Consider the following 12375-nt stretch of genomic DNA (forward strand, 5'->3'; position numbering starts at 1 on the left):
CCGTTACTGGTAAAACAGGAAAAACAGTAACCCTACAATCGTTACAGATTAATGGTTACGAAGTAGATGGTGATGCAAGCAAAGAGTATGTGGTGAAACGTAGCGGCAACGTTTATACGTTCTACTATACAGCAGCGAATCAAACGATCACTGTTCATCACTTGGAAAAAGGTACAAATGATAAGCTAGAAGAGCCAACTACCGTTACTGGTAAAACAGGAAAAACAGTAACCCTACAATCGTTACAGATTAATGGTTACGAAGTAGATGGTGATGCAAGCAAAGAGTATGTGGTGAAACGTAGCGGCAACGTTTATACGTTCTACTACACAGCAGCGAATCAAACGATCACTGTGCATCACTTGGAAAAAGGTACAAATGATAAGCTAGAAGAGCCAACTACCGTTACTGGTAAAACAGGAAAAACAGTAACCCTACAATCGTTACAGATTAATGGTTACGAAGTAGATGGTGATGCAAGCAAAGAATATGTGGTGAAACGTAGCGGCAACGTTTATACGTTCTACTACACAGCAGAGGATCAAACGATCACTGTTCGTCACTTAGAAAAAGGTACGAATAACAAGCTAGAAGAGCCAACTACTGCAACAGGTAAAACGGGCGAAGAGGTGGAACTAAGTTCCGTTGTGATCCTAGGTTACACGGTAGATGGAGAAGCAACAGTTGATTACACGGTAAAACGAGTAGGAAACGAGTACACATTCTTCTATACGAAGAACGCACCAGTTGAAAAATCAGTAACCATCTATCACTACAAAGAAGGTACAACGGATGCAGTTCATGCTCCAACATCAGCAAGTGGCGTTATAGGTACAGAGATTACGTTAAACTCTGTAAATGTTACTGATTATAAAGTAGTTGGTAATACAACTGTTCCTTATACAGTGCAAGCAGAAGATAATAGCCATATCTTCTACTACACAGCTGACACACCAGTGGAACCAGTTGAAAAATCAGTAACTATCTATCACTACAAAGAAGGTACAATGGAAGAAGTTCATGCTCCAACATCAGCAAGTGGCGTTATAGGTACAGAGATTACGTTAAACTCTGTAAATGTTACTGATTATAAAGTAATTGGTAATACAACTGTTCCTTATACAGTGCAAGCAGAAGATAATAGCCATATCTTCTACTACACAGCTGACACACCAGTGGAACCAGTTGAAAAATCAGTAACTATCTATCACTACAAAGAAGGTACAACGGAAGAAGTTCATGCTCCAACATCAGCAAGTGGTGTTATAGGTACAGAGATTACGTTAAACTCTGTAAATGTTACTGATTATACAGTAGTTGGTAATACAACTGTTCCGTATACAGTGAAAGCAGAAGATAACACGTATACCTTCTACTACACAGCTGATGAACCAGTTGAACAAATTGCTAAAGTAACAGTAAAATATGTTAATGCAGCGGATAATACTGAGTTAAAAGCATCAACACTAGTGACAGGTATTATAGGCGATACAGTTATTTTGGAAGCACCATCTATCGAAGGATTCGTATTAGAAAATGCTGAGGCAATTGTTTCCTATGAATTAGTGTCAGCAGAATCTGTTTATGAGTTTAGATATGTGGAGCTTGCAGATGGAAGCTTTAAACTAGTTGTTAAACATGAAGTTGATGGTACAGTAGTATCTCGTCAAGAAAGTGCAAAACTAGCTGGTGATACGATTAATACATCACCATTATCTAACGCAAATTATCGTTTTCTTGCTGTAGCAGTTACTCCAGAAGACGGGTTTACTAAGGATGATGTAGGTAATGTATCAGGTCTAATGCCTGAGCTAGATGTGGAAGTTACTTATTCTTATGAAGATATTACTCCACCAACTGATTTGGGAACTGTAGTTGTTCATTACCGTGAAAAAGGTTCAAATAATGAACTTGCACCTTCGCAACAATTTACAGGGGCAATCGGTAGCACACTTGTATTGACACCAGTTTCAGTTAATCAATATAGTTCAGAGTTAGCTTCATATGAGTTTGTAGTGGTAAATGAAATGGGTGAGTATACTTTCTTGTATACTAAAAATCCACCAGTAGTTTATCCACCATATGAGCCAAAACCGACACCTTTACCGCCATTACCACCGGTTACACCATTGCCACCACTTCCGCCAACATTGGATATGGAAAATCACTTCAATTATGTACGTGGTTATCCAGATGGCACGGTACAACCAGAAGGTCAAATAAGTAGAGAAGAAGTTGCAGCAATATTCTATCGTTTGTTGGATGAAGAAAGTCGTAATAAATTTATGACGACAGATCATTCATTTACAGATGTGAAAAAAGCTCGCTGGTCGAACCGACACATTGCTACAATGCAAAATGCAGGTATTATTACTGGATACGAAGATGGATCATTCCGTCCAGGTCAATCGATTACGAGAGCTGAATTTGCAGCAATTGCAAGTAGATTTGATAAGCTTAATGATACGAAGAACGATAAGTTCTCTGATATTAGTGGGCATTGGGCAGAAAAGTATATTAAATCTGCAGCTAATAAAGGTTGGATTGCTGGTTATGAGGATAAAACATTCCGCCCAGACCAGTATATTACAAGAGCAGAAGCAATGAAGTTTATAAACAGTGTTCTTAATCGTAAATTAAGAGCAGAAGATGTTCATGAAGATACAAAACAGTGGCCAGATAATCCATCTACAAAGTGGTATTATGAAGATGTGTTAGAAGCAACGAATCATCATGAGTATAGTAGAGATGAAGAAGATTACGAATTATGGGATGAAGTACTTCCTCTTCATATCTACCAAGAATAGTATCAATATAATAACTCCACTCTCCTTCTCCGAGAGTGGAGTTATTTGTTAAGGTGTTTTAAACAAATCCTCAAAAAATTTATACGTTAACGGCTGACTTTCTTTTAACTTACTGTTGGTTGTATCGCTATATACATATAAGCTGGCAGCTTCTGCAAAATACTCTTCGGGATAAACAGAAACGTAACCATCATTTTTATATTTAATGTTTGCTTCTTTATTAAAGACTTCTTTAAAGGCTGCGGTAGAACTTGCTCCATTGAATACGAGGCGGTCTACAGCATGCATTGTCTCATGAATTTCTAGGTTGAAGGAATTATGTCCTTTTCCTTTTTTACTATGACCAATTCGTACAACGACTATTTGCTCACTAACACCGGGTACATCATCCCAAGTTAGACCAGTATTTTCCCAACCACGAGGTGTTACTCCTCGTAAATAGCTTAATTCTGGTTCTTTTGTAATGATATCGTTTGTTAGTTTGATTTTAACGTTATTATCATAAAGTTTTTCCAAAATATGTGTCGGTATTAAATTCAAGCGCTCCATCATTTTGTTAGCTTCTTGTTCGTTGTACTTGCTCTTAGGAAGTACTACTAACTTATCAATGATATTGTTACTTGCATATATAGGTGTAGTTATTAAAAGTATGGATGCTAGTAATAAAACAGTAATACGTTTCGCCCAGTTCATATGATCTCTCTCCTTGAAGCGAGTAACCGAATACGGAAGATAATCCTGCTTTATAAAAATCAATGATTATCTTGTTTCAGTACGAGCTTCGTTTATTGGCAACTGGCTAACTTAGCATGTATGCTGAAGTCCCTATAGTTTTGCGTCCCTGCTTTTCAACAGGTTTGCCTTTTTCAACACGGAGTTGAAGGTATTTAATATGAAATAACAAAATGTAATAACTATTATCCAAATGAAAAAGCCCTAATTACCGAAGTAAGAAGGGCTTGAATATACGCAAATATACGTCAAGCTATCGCTGTCGGTAACTGGCTGGCATAGCGATTAATCGCTGTAGCCCCTGTAGTTTTGCGTCCTTGTTTTTCAACAAGTTTGCCTTTATCACTAGGATAGGTATTTAGTTGTGTTATTTAATTTAATTATATAACAAAAGTTCCATATCGTCAATGTTATTTGCCCATTTGTACTACTTGTTGCAATAACTTCATAACTTGCATTTGGCTGCCTAATAATGTTTGAAATGCGGTACGTTCTACTTTGTTAGAAGGACATGCAAGTGCTAATCGAAATCTCAGTTCCCCGTCTTGATCAAGCTCAAAGGAGCCACTTTCTAACTGCTGTTGCAACTGTAATAGCTGTAAAGCGAGCGTAGGCTGCTCTGCTACAGAGATAAGTTGTGGAAAAATGCTATATGTTTCGATGGTTTGATTTTTTTGATCGACATGTAGTAGTAATAGCCATCGTTGCTGTTTTACACTTTCAAAAGCGATTCGCAGCAAGTCATCATCCATCTCTTCATAGTTTAACTGTTCGGCATTTAAATGCTGAGTAATTTGTGGTAATAGTGAGAGGTTAGTTGTGATTACATGTTTATTTATTGCTGTTGCGTATAGTAATGTAAGCCAGTTCGTGCGTATACTTTGTCGCAATAATACTTGCGATTGTAAAGCGATCGGTAGTTCGACTAATTGTGACGCTTCGAGCAAAAACCAATAACTTTCGTCTAACAGTGGAGATGTTCCGTTATTCGGTAGTTGATCGGATAGTAAAGCAGCTAGTACTGTTTCTGCATCGTTGGATGATGCGAGCAACGTTTTTGCTATTCCAGGTTGTAATAGGAGTGTGGCGGTAATCCATTGTCCGGGCGTAAAATCTGTGTTCGCTATGAAGCAACCGGGTAATGTATGAAAGAAATAGTTATGTAGCATGTGCTGACAGGTCGTAAAATCTAGTTGTATAGTTATCGTTATTTTAGCATCGCTATTTACGTTGATTTGTTTTGCTTCAATGTGCAGTAGTGTAGCCGTTAAAGTCTGACGATTCCATGTAGTAAATAAAATGGGTACTTCTGTACGAATGGTTGTATGATGGTTATTGTTTACCGTTTTATCATTCGATATTGACATGATTGCAGAACTCTCCTTTAAGCTGTAATGGTGATGTAATGAAGAAATGAGCAATGTTTTTATAGTTTATTCCCTAATAATGTTTTGACTGTAGCAATATTTCCTTCCTTTTTCTCTCTTCCAAGTTTAGCTAGCTGTTTGCTTTTTTCTACAGAAAATTTGAATATGCCAGTGTCTACTTCGAAGTTTTTCACTTTACTTAGTTCCGCAGCTACTTCCCATTCACTCGGTTCGTTTTTCTCCTGATTAGCAAACTCATATTCAAAACTAAATGTTAATGCGGTGGATGACGACATTTTTATCATATGTTCTATTTCATCAGTTTCAGGATCGACCGTTTTTGTAGCACTTACTAATTGGTGACCAATTTCATCAAATTGTGGTAGGAAAATAGAACTATCGGATGCTGCGTCGATCATTGCTCCTTGCATTTGTGCTTTGCTATGGCTATTTGCATCTGCTTGTGACTGGCTTTTGTTAGCGATTGTACGGTTCATCGTTGTAAATAGACTCATCATCGGGCCGTAGACTTTGTTAATAATATAAATCCAATCCGCATTATCATCTCCATAATTAAAAGGTAAGCTAATACCGAAAGATAGTTCTACGCTTTCTGGTCCGCCATTCCGCCAATCTAGTTCACCTTCACCTGATAACTGCAATTCACCGAAGCCTAGATCCAATGAAATATCACCACTTGCTCCAATTTTCACACCTTTGGTGTTATATTTCGACAGCATTTTTGCTTTCGCATCTAATACAGACCATTCTGTTTCATCACCAAAATTACCAAAAGTATTTTCCGAGATTGTTTCTTTATCATAGTGTGTGTAGAGTTTTCCTTGTAATTGAATATCTGCTTCTGCAATGCCAGATTTAATAGCTAGTGCTAGTTGTATAAAATTCCCTACTTGAACACTGGAGTCGCCATCATCCAAATGTTTCGCTTCAATAGCTGTGGCCCATGCTTCCGCTTCTTGTTGTGCGGTGTTCCCTGATTTTCCACCCATGCCCCACAACTTTTCGGCAACGGTAGGATAAATTCTATTCGTATATCGATACATGCCATATGAAATTAAATTAAGGGCAGCTTGTGTATCCGTCGCTTCTGCTTCTACATGCATGCCGAACTGAGCGTTAACATCGATAACTTTTGCATCGTATCCTAAACCTATTCCGATCTGTGCTCCTAGATTCATACCTTCATCGTGTTCTGCTTCCGCTTCAAAGGCAATAAAAGCATATCCTCCTGTTTGTCCAAAAGGGATTTTAAGCTGGCATTCAAAAGAAGCAGAATCCCCGTCATTGGGAACGACACGATCGATAATACCTCTAATTTTGTTTAAACCGCTTTCTAGTGTGTCTGCATTAATAACTTTATCTATTGCTTGTCCAGCTATATTATCGTCCGTTACCTGTGTAGTTGTTGCTTCTGTCAGTTGTTGTTGACGCATGGCGTCACCGACTGATCCTTTAATAAACTTATCGCCTTTGACAATTGATCGTGCTTCATTAACCGCTATTGGTTCTATTTGTTTTAGTAATTGTTCTGCTTTTTTGGAAACAGCTCCATAAATATTTTTAGCTTGTGGTTGTTTAATATCTCGTTCTAAAGCACTGCTATTGTTAGCTGTTTCAGCCGTAGCCCATAGTTGTTCATAGACTTGTTCTTGCGGTAGCAATTTTTCGATAATGTTGTCTGATTCTGTCGCCATCACTTGGTTAACCGACCCTTTTGCTAGACTATAAGCTTCTTTGTTGGCGGTCATTCCTACTATTTTTTTTTCAAAAACACCTTTGTTTTCAAGCGAAGCGTGGTTGTCTAATTGGTTGCTTATATTAGTATTTGCTTGTAAACGAGCAGCTTTTTTTAACCGATCGCGAAACTCATTGAGTTCTTTGGAACGAAACAATCCTCGTCTACCTACTCCAAATTTGTCTAAAACAGCTTCATGAAGGGGACTGTACAAATATTTCGTATAGGCTTTGCCAATACTGCGATCTGGATAAGCTGGAGCTGCATTATCTGTAGTATTAGTTGCTTGACCTACCGCTTGATTCCCCGTTTGTTGCATTAGAGCAGTGGGTGCTGTCGTACTAGCAGCAGGTGGTTTCGTCTGAGGCGGAAGATGATGAGCTGGTGCATTGGTATTACCGTTTTTTTTCGTTTCGTTTGTACGTGACACGGCGTATCCTCCGTTTTAATCGTAATTTGTGAGCTATTATTCTATTTATTTTTTAGTATAACCCTTTATAAGTCATCATTTTGTTAACGCGGTCACAATGTGAAGCAACTATTTATTATATGGTGGATAGTAATGAATTCGGAATGGTAATCTGTAGTGTTATTAGAAAAGTAGGTGTTGTATTGAAAGAGAAGCTACAGCAAAAACGGAGCAAAAGTTACGAGAAAAATGGGAGAAGCAAGGAAGCTAGTGAAAGGATCAATGGTGCTACTTATAAGCAACAAGCGCAGCAGGCGCAAATAGGGCATGGACTTTCTATGTTACAAATACAGCAATTGCAATATTGTAATCGAGGTCTTTCATGGCGTTATGCGCAAATTGTGGAGCAGTTATTCGCCCGTTCGAATGATAGTCAGCTTATGCTATGGCGACAATTTTCTACATTAAGTGTAGAACAGAGGCAAGCGGCACTTCATTATGCGGCAGGCTCTATGCAACATTTGGAGCAATTGCTTCATTCAGAACATTGGTTTACTCAGATGGAGCAAGCGGTACAACAATTACAACACGTACAGTTACAAGCGCAAGAGTCGATGAAGGAAGCTAATATTTATGAATCAGGTGCAGTAGAACAATATCCGCTCGTACACTGGCAATTGGATTTGCCGGGATTAATTGCGCCATATCGTGAAATTATGCAGTGGCTGATGTATAAAGCTATAAAGCAAGGGGAAGTCATTTTATTGCAACAAATACTCAACTGTCTAGTCGAATGCAAAAGCTGTTGTTACATCGATTGGTTGGTCGAGGGCGATTAAGTTTAAAACGTTTTGTTAACCGAATAACGATAACGATAGAATGGAAAGATTGGGTAGATTGGAATAGCATGAGACAGCAAATGACGCAAATAGAAACAGAACAACAGCAATGGGGAGAGCAATATGTAACGAAAAAGCTAGAACAATACGAAACGAGTAAGGAGCCAGTTAAAAATAGTAGTACATATGGGCAAGGTGAGTCATTAGCTGCAACAGATGAGGATACGTCGGCTGCAACAGGTGAGCATGAGAATGATGATTACGAGCATGAGTATGGACAAGAGGAAAATAGCAGTGAATACGACAAGGAAATAGGACAAGGACAGGAACAAGAGCAAGAGTATAAGCAGCGTGAAAGTGGCTTTAGTTCGGCAAATGAATTGGCGATGAAGGAAGAAAACGATAGTCCAGCATTTTTTGGTATACCTATTATCGGTAGAAAGCAAAACAAACAGTCACTTCAGCAACAATTGTCCAATCCTTCGTGGTTATTGTGGTTGTTAGTAGGTCAATCAGCAGCGCAGGAAAAGAAACGACCTTCTATGAAAGGGCAACTGAAACCAGATCATCCGACAGCAATTGTCCAACGGTTTTTGGGAGTAAATAACAAGTTATCAGGTGCGAAATTAGAAAAAGAGCTAATGAAAAAATTGCGAGCAAAAGGATTTCATTCTGTGCAACAATGTTATATTTTTTTGCTCACCGAAATAGTAGCTATATTATACGAGAAAGCGATTGTACAGAAGCAAGCAGAGTATATCACTATGTTAGAGCTACTGGGGCTATTCTCCAGTTCTTCCAACCTAGATAAACAACAATTGGCTGCTCGATTAGCAATGAATGCGACAATTTAGTGGTCATTGTTTAGAAGGTGGAGTGTGCAGTGCAGGGAGTATTAAGTAATCTTTTTCATGTGAAATATGAGGATAAAAATAAACTGTTGCTACTGAGTACGGTATTCTTTTTGGCGGGAATATCGGAGATGGTGAATTATACATCTTTTATGGCTTTGTTTAATAGTCGAATCGGTACACAATATTTGCCGCAAATGTATGTAATTGAAGCTATTTTGATGCCACTGGAAGGCTGGCTGTTATCTATTTTGGTGCAAAAAGTCGAAAAAGGACGGTTTATGCGCTCGCTGTACTTATTTTTTATTGCTATTGGTCTGTTAAATAGTATGTTACTAGTTACATTTCAAGCGGTAAACGTATTTAGCGTTGCTTATTATATTGTGTTGTTCCTTACTTCTAACTTTGTCATTAGGCAGCAAACGTGGTTAATGTGGAATACGGCATTCGATCTATGTACGACACAGCAAGCCAAAAGGTTAATGCCGCTATTCGTTCTTGCTGCTATCGCTGGCGGCATTGTGGCAGGGATCATCACGAATACATTAGCTAATGTAATAGGACCAGAGCTATTGTATGTTGCTGCTATGTTGTTGCTGTTAGCTGGTTATCCTTTTTTTAATCGTGCTTTGCGGCTGTATTTGCGGACAGCTTTGATAGAGCAGCAGGACGTAAACGATGACGAGCCAAAACAAACATCGAGTTACTATTTAAAGCGGACGTTACGATCTCCTTATTTGTTGATCGTCGTAGCGATTATGACGTTGTTACCAGCAATTTATTTTGTAATGGAATATCAATATTTTACAGTAGCGCAGGCAGCATTTTCTGATGAAAAACAGTTAACGAGCTTTTATGGGCTGATGGTTATTGTATTATTCAGTACAGCTTTCGTCTTGCAGTTGTTTACAGGGAAATTGATGGAACTATTAGGAGCTACGAATACGATACTGGCTATATCTATTACCTTTTTAGTTGGGACAATGTTGGTCATGCTGTTCATTCATTCTTCGTATGCGCTGCTCATAGTATCCGCCGGTTATAGTTTGCTTTATTTATTACTCTATTATTTTGCGGAGCCGGGCTATCAATTTTTTTTCAAAGTGCTATCAGAGGAAGAACGAGATGGTTATCGGTATATTACGCAAAGTGTAGCGGCTTCATTAGGGATATTGTTTGGTTCCGGATTATCGATGCTGCATTCTTTCGGTTTATTATCAGCTGCGGGACAAATAGCAGTAAGTGCATTATGCGCTATTTTACTTGTGGCGAGTGCTTGGTATGCACGACGTTTATACATTAAACAATTGGTAGCACGTATGCGGAAAGGCACTCGTTCGATTGCTGATTTTGCTGCGACTATCGCGGCTTCGATCGATCAAGAGCAAATACGGGCAACTGTAGAGCGTTTGTTGGAGCATGCAGATGCTACAGTTCGACATTTTGCGCTTGACGTATTGGCTATGAGGCAGCATCCAGCATGGTCCGTCATATTGTGGCAATATGCGCAGCGTTATAGTGGAAAAGAGAAAGTTAAAGCGTTAACTGCTATTTCGTCTTCCTTTTGGAAAAAGCGTTATACGACTCATCTATCGGAATTAGAGCAGTTATTAGCAGATGATCGGGAGCAAGTAAGGTTGTTTATGTACCGTCAATTGTTAGCGATTACGAAGGCGGCACATGACGAGCGGCAACTCTATTATTTGCAGCAGGCGCTGTCTGACTCGAGTTTGTTTGTGCGAGCGGAAGCACTTTTGTATGTGGATGAAGAAGAGTTTTTAAAGAAAGAGCTAGAGGACATGCTGCGATCGGAAGAGACGGAAATAGTAGTGCTTGCTTGTGAGCTAGTGGTGAAGCGGCAGGTAACATCATTACTGGAACAAGTGTTGTATTGTACGTTATCTAGTAAACCGGTCATAAAATATGAAGCGATTCGAACGCTTGGGCATCTTGGCGATTATACTATCGTGACTAGTTTGCTAGAAATGGCGCTGGATGGCGATAAAGAACAACAGCAAGCGATCGTAACCGCGCTAGTGACATTGGGTAAGTCTATATTGCCGCAGTTACTACCTTTGCTTACTATTACTCAGCTAAAGCAGTGGCAAGTGGTGGTGATGGTAGTGACGGAATTAGATAGCGATCGAATCTACAAGGAACAAATAGTGGCAGCGAGTTTGGATCACTTTCAGCAACTATCGAGCTATGTGCAGGTCATTGAGCAGTTGTTTGCATTGGCTTCGGCTGAAAGCAGTGTATGGCTGGAACTAGCCAATATGAGATTAGCGGAGATAACGCAAATCGTCGAGCATGTTATTTGGCAAGTATATGGCTATTTAGAAGAAGAGGAAACGAGTCAACCATTACGGGCGGCGTTGTTAAGTGGGCAGGAGGATCGTGTCGATGATGGGTTGGAAATATTGGCAGAAGGATATGCTCATCCGAAGTTAAGTCAGGCTATGTTTCAGTATTATAAAGCAAATCGAAAGATCGAACGAAGCTCAAAGGTGCAGGCAGAGTCGATAGTTACATCTAAATCATCATTAGCAATTTCTTCAATGATAGCAACCATATCAGATGGCTGGCTACAAGCGATTGTACTCAAAGGAAGTGGAGCGGAAGGAGGCGAGCGTGTGGCGGAGCACTGGGAATATTGGAATAGATTAGAGCAGATAGCTTTGTTGAAGCAGGTGGACTTATTTACTCATTTAGCATTGGAAGAATTAAGTTTGCTCACGAATATTGTACAAGAAAAAGAAGTAGAGGAAGGAGAATGGCTCCTTCAGTTTGATCAAAGCTCGCAGCCTTTAACGATTATTGTGGAGGGGCATGTGGAGCTAATTGGTATATCGCAGGAAGGGGTAAAAGGGACGTTAGGTATTGTGGGAGCGATGCAGACGGTCGGCGAAGCAGTGTTGTTCACTGGAGAGCCATCGGGTATGGCGGCAGAAGTTATTTTGGGCAAGGCAAAAGTGTTGCAAATAGAAAGTGAACCATTTATTCGGTTAGTACGGCTGTACCCGGCTATGGCGGTTGGGTTGTTACATTCTTTAAGTAATCGGATGCGAACGCTGGAAAAAATGCTTGTTTCTATGGGGTGATTGATGATGCGAAGCGAAGAAGATTTACTGGAAAATAGTGACGTAATGCAAGTAAGGTTGCACGCAACGATCGAGCAGTGGAGCAAGTTAGCAGATGAATTAAAAAGATGGGGACAACGCATTTCGTTAACAGCAGCGATGCATGACAAAGTTCGTCTCGTTGCTGAAGAGTGGTTTTTTAACATTGTCCACCACGGATGTGAGCAAGAGGGAAGGACAGCAGGTGAGGAACTTTATGTGGATGTAACGGCAACGGTAGCTGATGAGAGGCAAGGTGAGTGGCAAACGTTACAGTTGTTATTTTTAGATAATGGGAAGCCATTCGATCCGCTACAGCATGAAGCGCCAAACATGCACATACCAGTTGCTACAAAACCATATGGTGGGCTAGGCATTTATTTGATTCGCCAGTTATGTTCCTCTTGTTACTACGAGCGAAAAGGTACATGTAATCAATTATTAATGCAGTTAACCAATTTAGATATACAGCATATGAAGGACTGGAGTGAGTAA

The 12375-nt window shown here is 39.6% G+C and carries 8 protein-coding genes and 2 riboswitches; of the genes, 5 read left to right on the plus strand and 3 right to left on the minus strand.

What is annotated here, in order from left to right:
• On the plus strand, nucleotides 1-2807 hold a 2807-nt coding region (locus ACFSTH_RS00020; protein WP_377793561.1), incomplete at its 5' end, for an S-layer homology domain-containing protein.
• A 48-nt stretch (nucleotides 2808-2855) separates the two neighbouring features.
• Here ACFSTH_RS00020 and ACFSTH_RS00025 read toward each other — a convergent pair.
• The 3 genes from ACFSTH_RS00025 to ACFSTH_RS00035 all read right to left on the minus strand — a co-directional run bounded on the left by ACFSTH_RS00025 (nucleotide 2856) and on the right by ACFSTH_RS00035 (nucleotide 7092).
• On the minus strand, nucleotides 2856-3500 hold the full coding sequence (locus ACFSTH_RS00025) for an anthrax toxin lethal factor-related metalloendopeptidase (RefSeq protein ID WP_377769114.1): 645 nt from the start codon (nucleotides 3498-3500) through the stop codon (nucleotides 2856-2858).
• Nucleotides 3501-3594: 94 nt separating this feature from the next.
• Nucleotides 3595-3679: riboswitch (cyclic di-GMP riboswitch) on the minus strand.
• Nucleotides 3680-3800: 121 nt separating this feature from the next.
• Nucleotides 3801-3887, minus strand: a riboswitch (cyclic di-GMP riboswitch).
• 62 nt (nucleotides 3888-3949) lie between these two features.
• Nucleotides 3950-4906 (minus strand): hypothetical protein, encoded by a 957-nt coding sequence (locus tag ACFSTH_RS00030; protein ID WP_377769115.1) that lies wholly within the window; start codon nucleotides 4904-4906, stop codon nucleotides 3950-3952.
• A 59-nt stretch (nucleotides 4907-4965) separates the two neighbouring features.
• Nucleotides 4966-7092: a hypothetical protein gene (locus ACFSTH_RS00035; RefSeq protein ID WP_377769116.1), complete on the minus strand. Its 2127-nt coding sequence runs from the start codon at nucleotides 7090-7092 to the stop codon at nucleotides 4966-4968.
• Between the two features lie 80 nt (nucleotides 7093-7172).
• Between ACFSTH_RS00035 and ACFSTH_RS00040 the strand changes: the two genes are divergently transcribed.
• Genes ACFSTH_RS00040 through ACFSTH_RS00055 form a run of 4 tightly spaced genes read left to right on the plus strand, consistent with a single transcriptional unit; the run spans nucleotide 7173 to nucleotide 12375 of the window.
• Complete coding sequence (locus ACFSTH_RS00040; protein WP_377769117.1) at nucleotides 7173-7910, plus strand: hypothetical protein; 738 nt, start codon at nucleotides 7173-7175, stop codon at nucleotides 7908-7910.
• Entirely contained in the window at nucleotides 7865-8764 is a 900-nt protein-coding gene (locus ACFSTH_RS00045) for a hypothetical protein (RefSeq protein WP_377793563.1), read from the plus strand. The genes ACFSTH_RS00040 and ACFSTH_RS00045 overlap by 46 nt, the downstream gene beginning before the upstream one ends.
• 29 nt (nucleotides 8765-8793) lie before the next feature.
• Complete coding sequence (locus ACFSTH_RS00050) at nucleotides 8794-11862, plus strand: cyclic nucleotide-binding domain-containing protein (RefSeq protein ID WP_377769119.1); 3069 nt, start codon at nucleotides 8794-8796, stop codon at nucleotides 11860-11862.
• A 3-nt stretch (nucleotides 11863-11865) separates the two neighbouring features.
• Nucleotides 11866-12375: an ATP-binding protein gene (locus tag ACFSTH_RS00055; RefSeq protein ID WP_377769120.1), complete on the plus strand. Its 510-nt coding sequence runs from the start codon at nucleotides 11866-11868 to the stop codon at nucleotides 12373-12375.

The sequence above is a fragment of the Paenibacillus yanchengensis genome (assembly GCF_042684845.1).
GTDB classification, from domain to species: Bacteria; Bacillota; Bacilli; order Paenibacillales; family Paenibacillaceae; genus Pristimantibacillus; species Pristimantibacillus yanchengensis.